We start from the raw sequence: 17816 nt of genomic DNA, 5'->3' as shown, positions 1-17816 counted from the left end.
CTCTTGTCTTCAAGGCTGGGGCTCCGGGGTCCGGACACCTTCCGGCCCGAACCTTGCCCCGCAGTCATGGGCTCCGGAGAGCCCTGACCGAACCTAAACCCGGCGGCGTGTCTTCAGAAGGTCGAGGCGCTCTTTGAGCAGCTCCTCGAGCTCCTCCTTGCTGCGACGCTCGAGCAGCATGTCCCAGTGCGTGCGGGGCGGCTTGACCTTCTTGGTCTCCTGAGTGGTGCCCTCCATGAGGGTGCCCTCCTGGCCGTTGCGGCAGAGCCAGGTCGGGGGGATCTCGGCATCGTCGGCGAATGGAACGTCGAATTCCTCGCCGTTATCGGTCCGGTACCGAGCGATCCGTCGCGGGGCCAGGTCGTGGTCGCGATCGGTTTCGTAGCTCACCGCTCCGAGCCGACTGCCCCGGAGTACGCGATCTGCCATGGTGTGCCTCTCCCTGTGTGCTCGAGTCTTGTTGCGTTGCCACCGCGTCCGTCGGCGGGCGCAGCCGAACAAACGCGTGACGCTCGCTGGACCTTAGGTGTAACGACCGTGCCTGCGCCAATAGTTCCCGACGCACGCTGACCCTTTCGAGTGAGCTGCGCGCAGTCCCTAGCGGCCGTGAACTGTTCCATTGTAGTGCGTGACACGGATGCGATCCGCCACGCCCGTACCGCGGCGGAAATCGGGGGCTACAAGCCCCATCCGGCCACCGGAACGGTTAATGTTCTGCGTCATGTCGCGCCGCTTGCTGTCCTGCTGCCTGTGGTGTGGGCGGGAGATCGTCGAATCGGAGGCCGGACGCCGTCGCCGGTACTGCCGTCAGTCCTGCCGCCAACGCGCCTACGAGCACCGCAACAGTTTGAAGGGAACCGGGATTCCCGACGATTCGGTGGTACTGAGTGCCCAGGAGGCGGCCGATCTGGCCGACCGCTGGTTTGCCGCCCGCTGCGCCGCCGAGGACGTCGCCACCGCCATCGGTGAGGGCGCGGACACCGAAGAGTTGAAGGCGCTGAGCGCCACGTTGCTGACACTGACCCGCGAGGCCGAACGGTTGCGTTGAGTGCGAACCGACTCGCGGGCTATGCCAGTCGATGCTCCGCGACCGATGTGTTCAGGTCCGTGCCGTTGAGGTCGAGGTACAGCAGCCGTTCGGTGATGGACATGGTCACGGTGTTGCGGCGCTCGATCGCGGCGACGGCGGCATCGATGAAGTCCCGATCGAAGCTGTAGAGGGGAATCGCTTCCGCGCGATGGATCCGCTTGCCGGTGAGTTGTGCCAGCACCTTGGCGGGGTCGCGATGGGTGTAGATGGCAACGCGCTCAGCCATTTTGCTGCCGCGATGTACGCGCTCCGCATCGGGTGCGCCGACTTCGATCCAGGCGGTGAGGCGTCCGGTGAGATCGCGCACCAGCACCGCGGGCTCATCGGTGGCGGAGACCCCGCCGTCACTGAAGGTGATGCCCTCTTCGTATTCGAGGCAGTAGGCGAGCAGTCGGGTCAGCATGAATTCGGCCGTTTCGGACGGGTGGCGCGCGACCCGCAACTCCAACTCCTGATAGACGTCGCGGTCGACGTCGGCCAGGTGGATGGCGAAGTTGTGCAGTGTTGCGCTGAGGGCCATAGGTGCAGGAGCTTAAATGACCGCCTGCGCCCTTGTAGGGAGCCCCATCGGATCACCCGCGGGGCCGGGCGCCCGCCGTGAACAACCGCGCGGCGCTCGAGGTGTTGTCGACCGTGGCCCGAGCCCGCCAGTACACGGCGAAGATCAGCAGGCCGATCACCCACACCAGTGCACCGATGGCCAGCAGTGTGCTGCCATCCGGATGCACCAGCGACTGCGCCCGCATCGCCTGCCAGAACACGATCGCGAGCAGCCCGGCATAGCCGAGAGTGAGCACCCCGATCAGCGCGGCCCGGGTGCGTTCGGCGCGCAACCACCGATAGCGCGGCGCCAACCAGGCGAGCGCGACGACCGCGAGAAGTAACACCTGGATGGCGTGCAGCCCCAGGAAATGCGGGATCCGCAGATCGCCTCCGATGGTGCTCCAGTGCGTGATCGGCATACCACCGACCCCGTCACGCGCGTCGAGCGAGGGGTTGTCCAGCACCGTATGCCCCGCCACCAACTCGACCACATTGCCGTCGGCGTCACGCACCAACTGCTTGCCGGTGAACCCCATCAGATAGCCGAGCGCCATACCGACGACGGCAAGCCCGAGTCCGGCGCGAATGGCCCGCGTGGTCGGCCGGTCTACCAGCCGCTGCCACGAAAGTATCAGCACGATAATCAGATTCGCGAAGAACAGCCCGGGCACACCGGACGCGAACACCATTTGCCCGATCGAATTCACCGCATCGGTTTCATGGTTGAAGTGACTGTAGGTGCCGCGTGCCGCCTGCACCACGACGAATCCGACGTCGACCGATCCGGTGACCGCGAACACCGTCCCCATCCACCAGGTGACCCGACTTCCCTTGTGCGGCAACGACAGTAGCCAGGCCAGCGTGAACCCGTAGAGGACGAATGCGACCCCGAATTTGAACGGTTTGAGCCATACGGATTCGTTGAGCAGCATCCGATCGTCGAATGCCATGCCGCCCACGGAGAACAGGACGAGCGCGCCCATCGCGGCCACCGTCCACAGCAGCGGGCGATGCATGCGACCTCCGCGCGGCAGGTCGAGCGCGGTAGGGCGATGGTGTCGAGGGAGCGTGGAATTGCCAGGGGCGGAAAGGGTATCGATCATCGGCATGATCCGACGGTAGGAATCGATGGCACGCGACCACGTCCCGCTGCGGCGCCATTCGCGGGTAGTACCGGGGTATGAGAAATCGGCCGCCGCGGTATTCGCGATCCCTCATCGAATCGCGAATATCGCGGCGGCCGAGTCCGATCCCGCGGTGCGGGCCGCCTACTCCGAGGCGATACCGACGGCGATACCGCGCGCGTCGAGCCAGGGCATCGGATCGATCGGCGCGCCGTCGGCCTGGTGCACCTCGTAGTGCAGGTGTGGTCCGGTGGAGAAGCCGCGGTTGCCGACGGTCGCGATGACATCGCCCGCGCGCACCTGCTGGCCGACCGTGGCGAGGATATCGTTGACGTGGCCGTAGACGCCGATGGTGCCGTCGTCCTGCTGTACCCGCACCCACATGCCGAAGCCGGAGGCAGGGCCCGCGTCGATGACGGTGCCGTCGGTGACCGCGCCGATCGGGGTTCCGATGGGGTCGGCGAAGTCGAGGCCCGCATGCAGCGCGCCCCACCGCATGCCGAAATTGGAGGTCAGCACGCCCGCGATGGGGCGAACGGTGCGCGGCCTCGCTTCGGCGGCTACGCGGTTCTGCTCCCAGAGCACGGCCTCGGGGACGGGCTGCGGTATCTGCGCTTCACTCGGGGTGAACGAGGTGACGGCGACGGTGGCGCCGGCTGGATCGGTGATCGAGTCGGTCTTTCCGCCGGTCGCGCCGGGCTGTGCATCAGGGTGCCCGGCGGCCAGCACACCGAGCGAGGCGCTGACGACCGCGGCGGCCACCGCCCGGGTGGTGGTGGTGCGGCCACGGCGTGAACAAATCGCGGCGCGACGGAAAGATAACGGAACGGTCACGGGCATGGATCGAACGTACGGGGCCGCGGTTGGGGTTCCGCAATCGTGTGGCAACCGTCACGGGTCAAGAAAACTCCAGTTGACATGTCACAACTAGATAACGGCACGACACGAATATTCCGCTTACCTGGTGAGATGCGGTGGCGCGCAGAATTGACCAGAGCGATGCCAGGCGACCACACTATTTCAGTGCCAACTAAAGGAGTTCGCGCACTGGAGGCGCTGGCCGACCCGACCCGTCGGGCCATCTTCGAGGCATTGCCGACCGCACCGCTGTCCGTGGGCGACCTGGCGAAGCTCGTCGGGGTGACCAGTTCCGCGGCCTCCCAACATCTGCGCGTCCTGCGCGAGGCCCGGCTCGTCATGATGCGTCCGGACGGTAACCGGCGGCTCTATTTCCTCGACCCGCGCGGCCTCGGCGATGCGCGCGATTACCTGGAGCAGTTCTGGCCAAGCGCGCTTGCCGCATACGCCGCGGCTTTGACCAACGCCCGCGCCGACCGCAACGTCTGAAACGTCAACCCACGCGGCGATACGCCGTACGCCCGCGATTGTTTCCGTTGCCGGGCCATGCGCGCTTGGCGAGTTGTTTGTCGACGGCGGTGATCACCTCGGTCACGCCGATACGCAGCAGTCCGGGATCGGGTGTATCGGCCATCGGGTCGCCGATCTGACCGGCCCACAGCACCGCATGCCTGCCGAGCAGATGTGGCGGCGGCCCACCCCAGCGTGGGGGCGTTGGACCGAACAGCAATACGGTGCGAGTACCGAACGCGGTGGCGAGGTGTGCGACGCCGGTATCACCGCAGATGACCAGGGCGGCCTCGGCAACGGTGGCCGCGAGTTCGATGAGGTTCTGCTCGCCCGCTAGTACCCGGCTCACCGGTAGGCCCGCGCGCGCGGCGACATTCAGGGCGATATCGCGCTCGTATTCGTCACCGGTGAGCACCACCTCGCGACCGAGCACCAGCAGATGGCGCACGACGGCGGCGAGCCGGTCGGGCGGCCAGCGCCGTGCCGGAGCGCCCGCGCCGACATGTACTACGACGCAATCGCGGTGGCTGGTGGTGGCGACCGGCGGGACCAGTCCCAGATTGCGACGGTCGGCGACGATGCCGTCGGATTCGAGTAGATGACACCAGCGCTCGACGTGATGCATATCGGTCTGCCACTCCGGGCCCTCCAACTCGGGAAATGCCGGGTTGCGGTAGGAGAGGATGCGGCCGGGATCGGTCTTGGTGAGCGCGACGATGCTCTCGGCGCTCGCACCGTGCAGGTTCACCGCGAGTGCGGGTGCGCTGGCATCCCAGCGTAGGTCGCCGAGTTCGGCGGTCGGCACCATGGTGTCCACGGAGGCGATGAGGTCGACGATCGGTTTCAAGCGATGCGGTGCTGCCAGGACGATCTGATCGTGCGGCTTCGCCCGTCGCAACGCGCGCAACGCGGGAACCGCGGTGAGCAGATCACCGAGGCCACGTGCCTGCAGCACGAGAACAACCGCCACCCTCTTCTCCTAGCCACCCGAGACTCGCGAACCCGACCCACCCGCTTCACCCCATGGGTGCACACGACTAGAGCCACTTAGGGATGACTACCCGAGCCCGATCGGCGATAAACGTGAGTGAGTCGCTCGTTATCGAGCCCGCCGCCCGGGCCGGAGGACTAACCTCGGCGATGGCGGCACCTACACCAAGGAGCGTTTCCTATGACCTCCAGGCTCAACCCGTACATCAGTTTCGGAGACACGGCGCGCGCCGCGCTCGAGTTCTATCGAGACGTGTTCGACGGCACGCTGTCCATTCAAACCTTCGGGGATATGGGCGATAAGGACGCGCCCGGCGCGGATCTGGTCATGCACGGCATGCTGGAGACGCCGAGCGGTTTCACACTGATGGCTTCGGATACCCCGCCCGGCATGGAATACAAACCAGGAAACAGTATTTCGATCAGCCTCAGCGGTGACGACGCCGATGAGCTGCGCGGCTACTGGGACCAGCTCACCTCCGGCGGCACGGTCACCGTGCCGCTGGAGAAGCAGATGTGGGGCGATGAGTTCGGTATGTGCATGGATCGATTCGGTATCGCGTGGATGGTGAACATCGCCTCCTCGGCCTAGCGCCGGCCGTTGAACGCGTTGTGTAGCAAATGCCCAGAAAACCGCTGGCGCGAGGCTTAACATCACGTCATGACGACAAACAGCGTGCTAGAGGGTCCTCTGCAGTCGCTTGCGCGCAGTGCGTGGCAGACGGTTCTGGTTACCGGCATCCTTGCGGTGATCCTCGGTGTGATGATCATGGTGTGGCCGAATGTGACACTGGCGGCCGCGGGCATCATCTTCGGTATCTATCTGGTGGTGAGCGGCTTTCTGCAGCTGCTGGCCGCGTTCGGCGCTCCCGCCAGCGCGGGAATGCGAGTGCTGGCGTTCATCAGTGGTGTGTTGTCGATCATCATCGGTGTCTTCTGTTTCCGTGACCAGTTGGCCTCGATTCTGTTGCTCGGCCTGTGGATCGGTATCGGCTGGCTGTTCCGTGGTATCGCGCTGCTGATGGCGGCGATCTCCGAGCCCGCACTGCCTGCCCGGGGTTGGCAGGGTTTCTTCGGTGTCATCACCGCGATCGGTGGCGTGGTGCTGATCGCATGGCCGGTCCAGTCGGTGGCGACGCTGGCGTTGGTCGCGGGCTGGTGGCTGATCATCGTCGGCGTTATGGAGATCGTCACCTCCTTCGGTATCCGCAAGGATGCGAAGAAGCTCGCCGTCTGAGGTTTTCGATTGCCCGCGGCCGTCGCTGTATGCGGCGGCCGCAGGCGTCTTTCGGGGGCAATACTGCTGGGGGAGTGGTGATTTCGGGGCCTTGGCGGCAAGGCTTTCGATATATGTCAAGATGAAAGCATGCCCAAGGCGCTGCCCGTCATCGATGTTTCCGCGCCGATCTGCTGTGCGCCGGTGGCGGCGGCGCCGGTCGACGACCAGGCCGCACTCGAAGTGGCATTGCGGCTGAAGGCGCTGGCGGATCCGGTGCGGGTCAAATTGATGTCATTGCTGCTCGCTGGGCGAGACACCACGGTCAACACCCGAGAACTGGCCGCGGCTGTGGCGCTCGCGGAATCGACGGTCAGTCATCACCTGGGCCAACTACGCGCCGCTGGGCTGGTGGAATCGGTGCGCCAGGGGATGACCGTCCAGCATGCCGCACGCCGAGATGCGTTGTCCGCCTTGTGTTTCGTGCTCGACCCGGAGTGCTGCCGGTAGGTCGGTCTGGTTGTCCGGAAATTGCCAACCGGCCGTAACCGTTCTCTTCCTATCATGCTCATACGTAGATATGCGCACCTAAAATATATATCCCCCTGATTGATCCCTCTTGACCGATCCCTTCTGCGTAACTGATGATGACATCAGTAATGCTAGAAATCTCATCTTGGTGGTGGGGTTTGCGCAAGTCCGAGACGAAGGAGGAGGCGGATGACCGCCGCCCGCATCGATGTGCACCAGCACCTGGTTCCCCGCGACTATGCCGACTGGCTGCGCGCGAAAGGCATTGTTGCCCCTGGTGGTCGCGATCTGCCCGACTGGAGTCCAGAAAGCGCGCTCGCGCTGATGGATCGGTATTCGATCGCCACGGCGATCTTGTCGCTGTCCACGCCCGGCACTCATCTCGGCGATGATGCCGAGGCGCGGATGTGGGCGCGCCGGGTCAACGAGACCGGTGCGGATCTGGTGCGGGATCACCCCGATCGGTTCGGGCTGTTCGCCACCGTGCCGCTGCCCGATGTGGACGGATCGGTCGGGGAGATCGCGTACGCATACGACGAACTGAATGCGGATGGTGTCGTGCTGCTGGCGAACGCGCGTGGCCGCTACCTCGGCGACCCGATCTTCGATCCGGTTATGGCCGAGCTCGATCGGCGGGCCGCCGTGGTCCTGGTGCACCCCTCGGAACTGCCCGGCCCCGCGGTCGCGGGGATTCCGCCGTTCGCGGCCGACTTTCTGCTCGACACCACCCGCGCCGCAACGAATTTGGTGCTGCGCGGTGTGCCGCGGCGCTATCCGAACATTCGGTTCATCCTGTCGCACGCGGGCGGGTTCGTACCCTACGCATCGCATCGCATCGCTGCCGCGATTACCGCCGAAACCGGCGGTAACGCGCTCGAGATCTTGGCCGACCTCAGCGGTTTCTACTTCGATACCGCGCTGTCGGGCAGCCCCGCGGCACTGCCGAGCCTGCTGGCCTTCGCTCGTCCCGATCACGTGCTCTTCGGCAGCGACTGGCCGTTCGCGCCCGAACTCGGTGTCGCGTACTTCACCGGCCAGTTCGATGCCTATCCCGGCCTCGACGACACCGGGAGAGCCGCGATCAACCGTGGGAACGCTCTCGACCTGTTTCCTCGTCTAGCGAAGGAATCCCTCCAATAGAGGCCGCTGTGCCGGTCAGGCGAGGGCGAGGAAGAGCTTCTCGAGTTCGGCTTCGGACATCGGCTCGGAACCGTCGGCGGTGTCTCCGGTGAGGCATTCGCGCAGACCGGTGGCGACGATCTTGAAACCAGCGCGGTCCAGTGCGCGGGAGACGGCGGCGAGTTGGGTGACCACGTCCTTGCAGTCGCGACCCTGCTCGATCATGGAGATCACCCCGGCGAGTTGGCCGTGCGCACGGCGCAGCCGGTTGAGCACCAGGGCGATGGTCTCTTCGTTGCCGACCATGGGTATTCCTTTCATCGAGTAGATTGCCGATCATACCCCTGGGGGTATTTAGGGCGGTGTGGGCCGAGCCCCATATGTGATTTCAATGGTGGGCGAAGCTGATCGGGGGGAGTAGCTTGCGCAGCCTCCGGGGACCACCAGGCGGCGTGCCCGGTCAGCCTCAGCAGCGCCGACATCAACACCAAGCGCACCGCGAACGCGTCGAGCAGCACGGCGACCCCAAGGGTGATGCCCATTTCCGTCGGCGGCAGCGGGTCGGCGAGCGTGAAGGTGAAGGAACAGCGCGATCAGCACCACCAACCAAACGCCGAACACGATCCGGGCGCGACCGGCCATAGCTGCCCCGAGTCGGCTCAGTACCGCACCGGATCCCTGCGGTGGCACTGTGTCGTGAGCCGCGGAAACCGCCGACGAGTTGGTCATCACAGTTCTCCTTTCATACCCCCTGGGGTATATTGAATGCGAAGGAAAATACCCCAGGGGGTATCTGACTGTGAAGAGTGGCATCGCGCACATCGGTGCCGTGGCCCGCTGGGAGGATCGAGATGAAAGTTGTGATCGTCGGTGGAGTGGCCGGTGGCATGTCGGCCGCCACCCGTCTGCGGCGACTGATGGAATCGGCGGAAATCGTTGTGCTGGAGCGCGGCGATCATGTGTCGTTCGCGAACTGCGGTCTGCCCTATTACGTCGGCGGCGTGATCCCGAAACGCGAATCACTGCTCTTGCAGACGCCCGAGTCGCTGGCGGCGCGGTTCCGACTCGACGTGCGAGTCCGGCACGAGGTGGTGGCCATCGACACGCAAGCTCGGACCGTCACCGTGCGTGAGCTGGACTCGGGCCGTGAATATGTCGAACCGTTCGATGAATTGGTGCTGAGCACCGGTGCCGCGGCGATCGTGCCGCCGCTGCCGGGTGCCGAGCGCGCTCTGGTACTGCGCGATGTCGCCGACGTCGACCGCCTCGTGGAAGCGGTGGCCGGGGTACGGTCCGCGGTAGTGGTAGGGGCGGGGTTCATCGGTGTGGAGATGGCCGAAAATCTGGTGCGGCGCGGTATTTCGACCACCCTCGTCGAGCGCGGCCCGCAGGTGCTCGCACCGCTGGATGTCGAGATGGCCGCGCCCGTCGCCGCCGAAATGCGTGATCACGGGATCCGGTTGGAGTTGGGCGCCGAGCTGACTCGTATCGATGTCGACACGGTGAGTCTGTCGGATCGGCGCGTGGTCCCGGCCGAACTGGTGGTCATGGCGATCGGGGTGCGCCCGGAGAGCGGTCTGGCCCGTGCGGCCGGATTGGCGGTCGGCTCGGGGGGCGGCATCATGGTCGACAACCAACTGCGCACATCGGCACCGCACATTTATGCGGTCGGCGATGTGGTGGAAAAGCGGGACGCGGTGACAGGGCAGTCGGCGCTCGTCCCGCTGGCCAATGCCGCGAATCGGCAGGGGCGGCTGGTCGCGGACGTAATCGCGGGGCTGTCGGTGGTGGACCCGCCCGCTCAGAGCACCGCAATCGTCGGTGTCTTCGAGCTGACCGTGGCGATGACCGGATGGAGCGAAAAGCGGCTGCGAGCCGTCGGCCGCCCCTTCCGCATCCTGCATTCGCATCCGCTGGCTCATGCCGGGTACTACCCGGATGCCCGATCGATGTCGGTGAAGCTGCTGGTCGATCTCGAGACCGACGCGATACTGGGTGCGCAGGCGGTGGGTGGTGAAGGTGTCGACAAGCGGATCGACGTACTGGCCACCGCGATGGCAGGCGGTATTCCCGCCTCGCGGTTGATGGACCTCGAACTCGCCTACGCGCCGCAGTTCGGTTCGGCCAAGGATCCGGTGAACATGCTGGGCTATATGGCCGATAATCTCCGCAGCGGCGCGATCCGTACGGTGCAGTGGCACGAAGTCGATGAGGTGATCGCGGCGGGCGCGCATCCGGTCGATGTGCGCTCGCGGGAGGAGTTCGTCGCTGGCTCGATTCCCGGCGCACTCAACGTCCCACTCGATGAGCTGCGCGAGCGAGTGGCCGACATCCCTGCCGGTCCTGTTCTGGTGTTCTGTCAGGTCGGGCAGCGTGGCAACAGTGCGACGCGGTTGCTGGCTCAGCTCGGCCGGGACGCCGTCAACCTGGACGGCGGATACCGGACCTGGCGGGACGCGGTCGCGGACCAGACCCGATAAATCCCGCGAGGAAATCCGTTTCAGCGAAAGGAAAAGGCGCAATGTGTCAGCGAATTGTCTGCCGGAAATGCGGCAAGCCGGGCTACACCGGGTGTGGCGACCATGTCGAGCAGGTACTCGGCGACGTGCCGAAGGCGCAGCGGTGTTCGTGCGCCGATCAGGCGCCGCGCCGCAAAAGGTGGTTCTCCGGCGCTTGAACGCTCGGCGCCCCAGGGCAACAGTGATGCGCATCGGCCGCCGGGCCGAGAATGAATGTGTGACATCGGTGTAGATGGATGGAGGTGCGCCATGGGCGTCATCGAGGCGACCGGGCTGACGAAGCGCTACGGCCGGACGCTGGCGCTGGATCGGCTCGATCTCGACATCTCCCGCGGTGAGATCTACGGATTCCTCGGCCCGAACGGGGCAGGCAAGACCACGACGATCCGAGTGCTGCTCGGTCTGCACCGGCCGTCCGCGGGCAGGGTGCGGATCGCGGGTCTGGATGCCTGGTCGGATCCGGTGGCGGCGCACCGGCATTGTGCGTATGTGGCGTCCGAGCCCACCTTGTGGCCCGCGCTCACCGGCGCCGAAACGCTGGACTATCTGGCGAATCTGCGGGGTGGATGCGACCGCGCCTACCGCGACGTGCTGATGAAGCGGTTCGATTTCGACGCCGACAAGAAGATTCGCGCCCTGTCCAAGGGCAACCGGCAGAAGGTGCAGTTGATAGCGGCCTTCGCCACGCGCGCGGAAATCCTGATCCTCGACGAGCCGACCTCCGGGCTGGATCCGTTGATGGAGGCGGCGTTCCGAGAGACTGTTGCGCAGGCCAGGGCGCGCGAGCAGACGATCTTCCTGTCTTCGCATGTGCTCAGCGAGGTGGAGGCGGTCTGCGATCGGGTCGGCATTCTGCGCGCGGGTCGACTCATCGATGAGGGCACCATGACCCAGTTGCGGCATTTGTCGGCCCGCAGTGTCGAGGTGAGCTTCGCCGAATCCGATGTCGATATCGGACCATTGTGTCGTCTCGATGGTGTCGAAGTCGTCGACCGCGCCGATCATCAACTGGCACTGCAGGTGCGCGGTGATATGGGACCGCTGCTCGCGGCACTGGCCGGTATGCCGGTGGTGACGCTGGACAGCCGGGAACCGAGTCTGGAAGAGATCTTTCTCATCCACTATCACGACGGGAGCGCCGATTCCAGCCGGGGGGTGCCCGAGGTGAACCGGTGAACGAGGTCTTGCGTGGCTGGACGGTCGTGGTCCGCGCCAGGCTGCGCGCCAACCGGATGTCAGTGCTCGTGATGGCCGTGCTGATGGCGGTGATTGGCGCCGCGCAGCTACAGGCATTCGTCTCGGTATTTCCGGAAAAGGCGACGCGCACAGCGATACTCGGACCGTTCGTCAACAACACCGCACTACGCGTGCTGTATGGGTACCCGTACGATATCGCCGATCCGGCGGGATGGGTCGCATGGCGGAGTATGACCTTCGCCGGGATCGTCATGGCGATGTGGGCCGCGATCATCACCACCGGAGCGCTGCGCGGCGAAGAGGACTGTGCCCGTGGCGAATTGGTGCTCAGCGGGCTGCAACCGCGGCGGCGGTGGTTCGCGGCGGTGTTGGCCGCCACGGCGCTGCAAGCCGTCGTCATCGGCGCGGTGACGGTCACGGCATTGGCCGCGGACGGTGTACCCCAGCATCTGGTCACCTTCGCCAACTGTGTGGAACTCGGTCTGCAGCTGGTACTTCCCGCGTTGGTGTTCGGGGCGATCGCGGCACTGACCAGCCAGCTGGCGGCCACCGTTCGTGCGGCGCGACTGCTGGCGGCCGGAATTCTGGTGGTCGCCTTCATTATTCGCGCACCCGCCGATATCGGCTCCGGAATTACCTGGCTGCGCTGGGTAACGCCGCTCGGCTGGTTCGAGCTATTGCGCCCACCCGCCGCGCCGTCATTACTGGTTCTCACGGTAGTCGCGGCGGGAATCATTGTGCCGGTACTGATCTCACTTCCGCTGCTGGCAGTGCGGGACATCGGACGCGGTGTACTGCCGGTGCGGGACAGCAGACCGGCCCGTCGGGCCCTGTTGGGTGCGTCGTGGCAGGCGGCGCTGCGCGACGAGGCGGCGCATCTGGGTTTCTGGCTGGTCGGGACTGCGGCCTATGCATTGCTGATGGGTGCCATGGTGCAGACCGCACTGGACTTCGTGCGACGCACACCGACCTACGCGCAGTTCTTCGGTGACAAGCTCGCTGTCGATGGCTTCATCGCCGCGTTCTATTCGCTGATCCAGCTGATCGCGGCGCTGTTGGCGGTCACGCTGCTGGTCGCCGCGCGCGGTGAAGAAGCCTCGGGACGTTTGGAGATCGTGCTGGCGATGCCGCGCTCGCGGATCGGATGGCTGTGTGGCAGGGCGCTGCTGGCTGTAGGCCTGGCGACGGTGGTGTGCGTGATCGCGGCGGTGGCGATCTGGGCCGGAGCGTCCGCGACCGGAGTGCGGGTCGGCATCGGCTCGCTGTTGGCCGCGGCGGGTAATAGCCTGCCGCTCATCGTGGTCACGGTGGGCGTCACCGCAGCGGTGCTCGGCCTGGCGCCTCGTGCCGTCGCCTTCGTCTACGCGCTGGTGGTGACCGTCTTCTTGTGGGACGCACTCGGCACCGCCCTGAAGGCGCCGAACTGGTCGTTGCAGCTGAGCCCGTTCCACGCGCTGCCACGGGTGCCGATGCAGCACTTCGCCCTGCCGCCCGCACTGTGGATCACGGCGATCGGGCTGGGATCATTCGGTATCGCGCTGTTCGCTTTCCGTCGTCGCGACCTCGCGATGGGCTGAACGCGGCGTCGGCTGCTACCGCGATAGGCGGCCGCAGACCCGGCGCGGAGGAGAGGATTTCGGCGCAGCGCGGATCACATCGGTGCTGGGGTGGCTTCGGTCATCCGAACAGAGGACCTCGGACTCTCGGAGCTCGATCGGGTCGGTGCGATGGTGGTGGTGCCGGGGAAATCCGGTGATCTGCGCGAGGTGCTGGATCGTTCGATCGAGGTCTTTCGCGAGCAGCTCGACCGCCATTGCGAGACGGTGATTCGATTCTCTGCAGATCTTTGCGTTGGCGGGCTCCGGATATCGGTGAGCCCCGGATATTTCTCGATCGATGACGGCAACGGCGGTGGGTGGTTCGGTGTGGTCGATGACTCCGATCCGGTGACCGTTTTACTGGGCGGTGACGTGATGCTGGGGCGTGGCGTCGATCAGATCCTGCCGCATCCCGGAGACCCGACACTGCGCGAGCGTCACGTCGATGACGCCCGCACCTACGTCGAGCTGGCCGAGCTGACGAACGGGCCGATCCCGCAACCTGTGGACTTCAGCTGGCCGTGGGGTGACGCATTGCCGATTCTGCAGACTCTCGCACCCGATATCCGGCTGATCAACCTGGAAACCACGATCACCGCGGATGGTGAATTCGCCGACGGCAAGGGCATCCACTATCGGATGCACCCGGACAACCTTCCGGTGCTGACCGCGATTCGGCCCGACGTATGCGCGCTGGCCAACAATCACATCCTCGATTTCGGTTGCCGCGGAATGAAAGACACGCTCGACGCGCTGGCGACCGCGGGTATCCACGGCGTCGGGGCCGGAGCCGATGCCGAAACCGCGCTCCATCCGGCGGTGTTGACTGTCCGCGACGACCATCGTGCCGTGATCGCGTCCATCGCTGCGCGGTCGAGCGGTGTTCCCGGATTCTGGGCGGCCCACCACAACCGGCCGGGTGTGTGGTTGATCGACGACTCATCCGCCCACCGCGCGGCCGACAAAGTCGCGGCACAGGTGTTGGCGCACAAGCACACCGGAGATATCACCGTCGTATCGGTGCACTGGGGGCCGAATTGGGGCTATGGGGTGGAGCTGAGTGAAATTCAGTTCGCGCACCGGTTGATCGACGCCGGCATCGATGTCGTGCACGGGCATTCCGCGCACCATCCCCGCCCGATCGAGATCTATCGTGACCGGCCGATCTTGTACGGCTGCGGTGACGTCATCGACGACTATGAAGGCATCAGGGGCTATGAGTCCTACCGAACCGAGCTGAGGCTGCTGTATGTCGCGTCGATTGATCCCGGTGGTGGGCCGACGGCGCTGGGAATGCTGCCGTTTCGGGTGCGGCGGATGCGTCTCGAGCGGGCCGCACAGGTCGACGCGCAATGGTTGTGCTCCACAATCGAGCACATCAGTCGCCGGTTTCGGATTCGTGTCGTGCGAGGACATGAGGATCTGCTGATCGTCGAGGGAGAACCTGGCGTGTTGTCGTAATCCCCAGCGACAGGGCTAGCGGTGCATGTATCCCAGTGTGAATGACGCATCGTCCAGTCGCGGGGCGATGGATTCCCCCCCGAGTGCCTGCCGCAGGATGGCTTGTTCGTCCTGGATGACGTGCATTACGGCGTTGATCAGGGCGAGGTGGGTGAACGCCTGGGGGAAGTTGCCCCAGTGCCGGCCGGTTCGGGGGTCGATCTCCTCGGCGTAGAGACCAAGGGGGCTGGCGTAGGCAAGCAGTTTCTCGCACAGCTGTTTGGCTCGTGTCTTTTCGCCGATCTCCGACAGCGCCGAGACCAGCCAGAACGAGCAGATCGTGAAAGCACCTTCTTCCCCTGCGCATCCATCGTCGGTTTCACCGACTCGGTACCGCAATACGAGGCCGTCCTCGGTCAATTCGTCGGCGATGGCCAACACCGTATTGCGTACCCGGTCGTCGTCGGGGGGCAGGAAACGAACCAGCGGGATGAGCAGGGTCGAAGCATCCAGCGCCGTACTGCCGTAGTACTGGGTGAACACCCGCCGGGAGTCGACCGCATAAGTGCAGATGTCGGCATGGATTTCATCTGCGGCCTGTTGCCAGCGATGCGCACGTTCGAAGTCCTGGTGGATGCGGGCCAGCCGAGCGCCGCGGTCGGCGGCAACCCAACACATCACCTTGCTGGAGGTGAAGTGTTGGGCCGGCCCGCGTACTTCCCAGATGCCATGGTCGGGCTCGCGCCAGTAGGTGAGGGCGCTTTTGACCGCCCGGCTCAGTACCAGCCAGGCTCGCGCATCGATTTGGTCTTGGTTGCGCGCGTAGAGATAGACCGCGTCCAGCGCAGCGCCCCACACATCGTGCTGGCGTTGCCGGTACGCGTCGTTGCCGATGCGCACGGGGCCGGCATTTTCGTAGCCACGCAGGTGGGTGAGTGTCTGCTCGGTGAGGTCGCTTTCGCCGCCGATGCCGTAGACGATCTGCATATCCCGGACGTTTTCGGTCAAGTTCATGATGTAGGAGAAGAAGTCGTTCGCCTCCCAGCTGAAGCCCAGTGTGTACAGGCCCCACAGCGCGAAGGCGGAGTCGCGTATCCACGAGTAGCGATAGTCCCAATTGCGTTGTCCGCCTGGTGTTTCGGGTAATGACGTGGTGGCGGCGGCGCTAATGGCGCCGGTGGGTGCGAAGGTCAGCCCCTTGAGAGTCAGTGCGCTGCGGGTGAGCTGGGCAGCCCACGGATGGTCCGGGAACCGCCCGCCGGCCAGCCAGTGCCGCCAATGGTGGATTGTCCGCAGCAGCCGTTTATCGGCCTCGTCAAAGGCGCTGGGCGCGTCGCGACTACCCCAGGCGAGCGCGCAAAAGCGTGTGTCGCCCGCCTTCAGCAGGGTGCGAGCAAGCGCGTGCGTACCTTCCAGCCCCAAGCGCATGTCGGTGCTCAGCGTCAGCTGCAGATCGATCCCGTCATTGCTGGCCTGCGCGAGGTGGTAACTGTCGAGGTACTCCCAATGCGCGCGATGCCTGCCATAGTCGAAGGACGGCTGGCAATCGAGCATGAACTGGATTTGCCCGGTCTCACAGTGCACTGTCCGCAGCAGAATGTGCTCGGCGTCGTAGTCGGTGGGGGTCCGACGATGGGCGCTACGGCCGGGAGTCTGGTGCCGCCAAGGCCCGACCAGCAGCACATCGCGAACCGTCGCCCACCCCTCGCCGCTGCGCCAATTCGTCTCCATGACCATCGTGCCGGGGACGTAGCGGCGATCGGTGGGCACCATGAAGTCGGCGGGGGCGAACCGAAACGAACCGGCGGAACGATCGAGTATGGCTGCGAAGACACTGGGGGAGTCCATGCGGGGTAGACACATCCACTCGATGGCTCCGCTGGGGGCGATCAGTGCGGTCACCTCGCAGTCGGAGATGAAGCCGTAGTCGTCGATGCGCGGGAACGCCGTGGGCCGCGGCGTGCGTTCGATCTCGTCGTCCATGTGTCGCTCCATCATCTCGGCGCTGGAATCTGGCCGGCTACTCCATGCGATTGCCTGGTGCACCGCCTTCCTTCTCGACCGAACTGCGAGCGGGATTGGGGACGTGAGTGTTATGGCGTTTCCAAATAGCCCACCACCTTGTCGGTCGTATCGGCAAGCCCGGAATTTGCTGCGACGTGATGGGGCGGGTGAGCTGTCCCGGATCCGGTGGAGACTCTGCTCTCTCGCCTGGCGGAGAACGCCTCAGTTGACCGAAACGAAGATCCGCAAGCTCATCGAGTCAGTCGGCGACACCGCGGCCGTCTTCGCCGTAGGTGCATGATCCGACAAGCCAGGTCTGTATCCGGGCCTACAACTCCGCATACAGCTTCGGCCTCGGCAACAGCGTGCTGTTGTCGAGGCCACTGAGCTTGTCCGGTTTCCCGGACGGTGGGTTGTGATGGTTACGCTGCCGGTTGAGCGACAGTGTGGGCGCGCTCGGACTCTATGGTGAGCATGCACCGGAACGGTCGATCCTCGGCGACGTTATGCCAGTACCTGCTTTCTGGCCGCCAGCGGCAGCGGCGGAATGAGTTTCGCCCAGAATTCGTGGCGGACCGCATCCCACAGCCTCGCCAGATCTGGAAAGAGTTCTCGCGCCTGCGCGAGATCCGGGTAGTTGCTGGGGCAGAAGGAAGCTACCTGCGAAGCGTCGGATGCGTTGTCGACGGCGACAATGGCGATCAGATGATGCTGAACGAAGCGCCACGTCACACTGAATCCGTCGACTTCGGTCCGGCGAAGATCCTCATCCATCTTCGATCCCCCGTCGCCGCACGCTTACCTCGTGCATTTGGCGACCACCGCAAACCGGCCGCAGGTGGGTCCCCACCTCGGCTGGCAACTCAGTACGGCCACGGGTGCACCACCGAAGGTGCTCCCTGGGCCAGGTCGAATTCTCGGACATGGGGTATTCCTGCTTCGATCGTGACGCCGTCGCGTCAAGGTGTCGGGGTATTCACACGTCTTGAACATAAGACATTAGATTTCATAGTTCAAGAGGTCAGCCGGTAAAGATCGCGTTAAGCCCCGCCGCCCATCGAGCTCGCGCCTAGTCGG

General features: G+C 65.1%; 18 protein-coding genes and 1 pseudogene. 10 read left to right on the top strand and 9 right to left on the bottom strand.

The features are described 5' to 3' along the window. Window positions 1-93 precede the first annotated feature (93 nt). The gene (locus tag ACQP1G_RS25530; protein WP_040691372.1) at window positions 94-429 is read right to left on the bottom strand and encodes an RNA polymerase-binding protein RbpA; all 336 of its coding nucleotides are present in this window, start codon (window positions 427-429) and stop codon (window positions 94-96) included. Window positions 430-721: 292 nt separating this feature from the next. Here ACQP1G_RS25530 and ACQP1G_RS25525 point away from each other — a divergent pair, with 292 nt between their 5' ends. After that, window positions 722-1048, top strand: a complete 327-nt coding sequence (locus ACQP1G_RS25525; protein ID WP_433192109.1) for a hypothetical protein — start codon at window positions 722-724, stop codon at window positions 1046-1048. A 19-nt stretch (window positions 1049-1067) separates the two neighbouring features. Here the strand turns inward: ACQP1G_RS25525 and ACQP1G_RS25520 are convergent, their stop codons facing one another. The 3 genes from ACQP1G_RS25520 to ACQP1G_RS25510 form a co-directional block, all read right to left on the bottom strand. Next, window positions 1068-1610 carry a YaeQ family protein gene (locus ACQP1G_RS25520; protein ID WP_433192108.1) on the bottom strand — a complete coding sequence of 181 codons (543 nt, stop codon included), beginning with the start codon at window positions 1608-1610 and terminating at the stop codon, window positions 1068-1070. 52 nt (window positions 1611-1662) lie between these two features. Then, window positions 1663-2649, bottom strand: coding sequence for a hypothetical protein (locus ACQP1G_RS25515; RefSeq protein WP_433192107.1), 987 nt, complete (start codon window positions 2647-2649; stop codon window positions 1663-1665). 252 nt (window positions 2650-2901) lie between these two features. Continuing rightward, entirely contained in the window at window positions 2902-3597 is a 696-nt protein-coding gene (locus ACQP1G_RS25510; RefSeq protein WP_433192106.1) for a M23 family metallopeptidase, read from the bottom strand. Between the two features lie 183 nt (window positions 3598-3780). Here ACQP1G_RS25510 and ACQP1G_RS25505 point away from each other — a divergent pair, with 183 nt between their 5' ends. Continuing rightward, a complete protein-coding gene (locus ACQP1G_RS25505; RefSeq protein ID WP_433192105.1) occupies window positions 3781-4104 on the top strand; it encodes an ArsR/SmtB family transcription factor in 324 nt (107 codons plus the stop codon). A gap of 4 nt (window positions 4105-4108) precedes the next feature. Here ACQP1G_RS25505 and ACQP1G_RS25500 read toward each other — a convergent pair whose 3' ends face one another. Continuing rightward, window positions 4109-5095 carry a glycosyltransferase family 9 protein gene (locus ACQP1G_RS25500; protein WP_433192104.1) on the bottom strand — a complete coding sequence of 329 codons (987 nt, stop codon included), beginning with the start codon at window positions 5093-5095 and terminating at the stop codon, window positions 4109-4111. A 201-nt stretch (window positions 5096-5296) separates the two neighbouring features. On the opposite strand from ACQP1G_RS25500, the gene ACQP1G_RS25495 reads away from it, so the two are divergent. From ACQP1G_RS25495 to ACQP1G_RS25480, 4 genes are all read left to right on the top strand, one after another. Continuing rightward, entirely contained in the window at window positions 5297-5707 is a 411-nt protein-coding gene (locus ACQP1G_RS25495) for a VOC family protein (protein WP_433192103.1), read from the top strand. Window positions 5708-5776: 69 nt separating this feature from the next. Beyond that, window positions 5777-6352 (top strand): HdeD family acid-resistance protein, encoded by a 576-nt coding sequence (locus ACQP1G_RS25490; RefSeq protein ID WP_433192102.1) that lies wholly within the window; start codon window positions 5777-5779, stop codon window positions 6350-6352. Between the two features lie 129 nt (window positions 6353-6481). Then, a complete protein-coding gene (locus ACQP1G_RS25485) occupies window positions 6482-6841 on the top strand; it encodes an Rv2640c family ArsR-like transcriptional regulator (protein ID WP_433192101.1) in 360 nt (119 codons plus the stop codon). A gap of 210 nt (window positions 6842-7051) precedes the next feature. Beyond that, a complete protein-coding gene (locus tag ACQP1G_RS25480) occupies window positions 7052-8002 on the top strand; it encodes an amidohydrolase family protein (protein WP_433192100.1) in 951 nt (316 codons plus the stop codon). A 15-nt stretch (window positions 8003-8017) separates the two neighbouring features. Here ACQP1G_RS25480 and ACQP1G_RS25475 read toward each other — a convergent pair whose 3' ends face one another. Both ACQP1G_RS25475 and ACQP1G_RS25470 read right to left on the bottom strand, forming a co-directional pair. Beyond that, on the bottom strand, window positions 8018-8287 hold the full coding sequence (locus ACQP1G_RS25475) for a metal-sensitive transcriptional regulator (protein ID WP_433192099.1): 270 nt from the start codon (window positions 8285-8287) through the stop codon (window positions 8018-8020). 82 nt (window positions 8288-8369) lie between these two features. Continuing rightward, window positions 8370-8575, bottom strand: a pseudogene (locus ACQP1G_RS25470) (MMPL family transporter); the annotation flags it as partial. A 257-nt stretch (window positions 8576-8832) separates the two neighbouring features. Here ACQP1G_RS25470 and ACQP1G_RS25465 point away from each other — a divergent pair. The 4 genes from ACQP1G_RS25465 to ACQP1G_RS25450 all read left to right on the top strand — a co-directional run bounded on the left by ACQP1G_RS25465 (window position 8833) and on the right by ACQP1G_RS25450 (window position 14756). After that, window positions 8833-10461, top strand: a complete 1629-nt coding sequence (locus tag ACQP1G_RS25465) for an FAD-dependent oxidoreductase (protein WP_433192098.1) — start codon at window positions 8833-8835, stop codon at window positions 10459-10461. A 288-nt stretch (window positions 10462-10749) separates the two neighbouring features. Further along, window positions 10750-11676: an ATP-binding cassette domain-containing protein gene (locus ACQP1G_RS25460; RefSeq protein ID WP_433192097.1), complete on the top strand. Its 927-nt coding sequence runs from the start codon at window positions 10750-10752 to the stop codon at window positions 11674-11676. After that, on the top strand, window positions 11673-13274 hold the full coding sequence (locus ACQP1G_RS25455; RefSeq protein WP_433192096.1) for a hypothetical protein: 1602 nt from the start codon (window positions 11673-11675) through the stop codon (window positions 13272-13274). The genes ACQP1G_RS25460 and ACQP1G_RS25455 overlap by 4 nt, the downstream gene beginning before the upstream one ends. Before the next feature lie 348 nt (window positions 13275-13622). Next, window positions 13623-14756: a CapA family protein gene (locus ACQP1G_RS25450; protein ID WP_433208798.1), complete on the top strand. Its 1134-nt coding sequence runs from the start codon at window positions 13623-13625 to the stop codon at window positions 14754-14756. A gap of 15 nt (window positions 14757-14771) precedes the next feature. Here ACQP1G_RS25450 and ACQP1G_RS25445 read toward each other — a convergent pair whose 3' ends face one another. Together ACQP1G_RS25445 and ACQP1G_RS25440 are read right to left on the bottom strand one after the other, a co-directional pair. Continuing rightward, a complete protein-coding gene (locus ACQP1G_RS25445) occupies window positions 14772-16718 on the bottom strand; it encodes a glycoside hydrolase family 15 protein (RefSeq protein WP_433192095.1) in 1947 nt (648 codons plus the stop codon). A gap of 525 nt (window positions 16719-17243) precedes the next feature. After that, a complete protein-coding gene (locus ACQP1G_RS25440) occupies window positions 17244-17513 on the bottom strand; it encodes a hypothetical protein (RefSeq protein WP_433192094.1) in 270 nt (89 codons plus the stop codon). Window positions 17514-17816 lie beyond the last annotated feature (303 nt).

It is taken from the genome of Nocardia sp. CA-107356 (genome assembly GCF_050946365.1).
Taxonomy (GTDB): domain Bacteria; phylum Actinomycetota; class Actinomycetes; order Mycobacteriales; family Mycobacteriaceae; genus Nocardia.
Note: the sequence above shows the minus strand (reverse complement) of the source record. Positions and strands in the feature narration are given on the sequence as shown.

Bases quoted from the DNA above. Each gene is read 5' to 3' on its own strand.
- ACQP1G_RS25530 (WP_040691372.1), bottom strand. From the start codon at position 429: ATGGCAGATCGCGTACTCCGGGGCAGTCGGCTCGGAGCGGTGAGCTAC.
- ACQP1G_RS25525 (WP_433192109.1), top strand. From the start codon at position 722: ATGTCGCGCCGCTTGCTGTCCTGCTGCCTGTGGTGTGGGCGGGAGATC.
- ACQP1G_RS25520 (WP_433192108.1), bottom strand. From the start codon at position 1,610: ATGGCCCTCAGCGCAACACTGCACAACTTCGCCATCCACCTGGCCGAC.
- ACQP1G_RS25515 (WP_433192107.1), bottom strand. From the start codon at position 2,649: ATGCATCGCCCGCTGCTGTGGACGGTGGCCGCGATGGGCGCGCTCGTC.
- ACQP1G_RS25510 (WP_433192106.1), bottom strand. From the start codon at position 3,597: ATGCCCGTGACCGTTCCGTTATCTTTCCGTCGCGCCGCGATTTGTTCA.
- ACQP1G_RS25495 (WP_433192103.1), top strand. From the start codon at position 5,297: ATGACCTCCAGGCTCAACCCGTACATCAGTTTCGGAGACACGGCGCGC.
- ACQP1G_RS25490 (WP_433192102.1), top strand. From the start codon at position 5,777: ATGACGACAAACAGCGTGCTAGAGGGTCCTCTGCAGTCGCTTGCGCGC.
- ACQP1G_RS25485 (WP_433192101.1), top strand. From the start codon at position 6,482: ATGCCCAAGGCGCTGCCCGTCATCGATGTTTCCGCGCCGATCTGCTGT.
- ACQP1G_RS25480 (WP_433192100.1), top strand. From the start codon at position 7,052: ATGACCGCCGCCCGCATCGATGTGCACCAGCACCTGGTTCCCCGCGAC.
- ACQP1G_RS25475 (WP_433192099.1), bottom strand. From the start codon at position 8,287: ATGGTCGGCAACGAAGAGACCATCGCCCTGGTGCTCAACCGGCTGCGC.
- ACQP1G_RS25465 (WP_433192098.1), top strand. From the start codon at position 8,833: ATGAAAGTTGTGATCGTCGGTGGAGTGGCCGGTGGCATGTCGGCCGCC.
- ACQP1G_RS25460 (WP_433192097.1), top strand. From the start codon at position 10,750: ATGGGCGTCATCGAGGCGACCGGGCTGACGAAGCGCTACGGCCGGACG.
- ACQP1G_RS25445 (WP_433192095.1), bottom strand. From the start codon at position 16,718: ATGGACGACGAGATCGAACGCACGCCGCGGCCCACGGCGTTCCCGCGC.
- ACQP1G_RS25440 (WP_433192094.1), bottom strand. From the start codon at position 17,513: ATGGATGAGGATCTTCGCCGGACCGAAGTCGACGGATTCAGTGTGACG.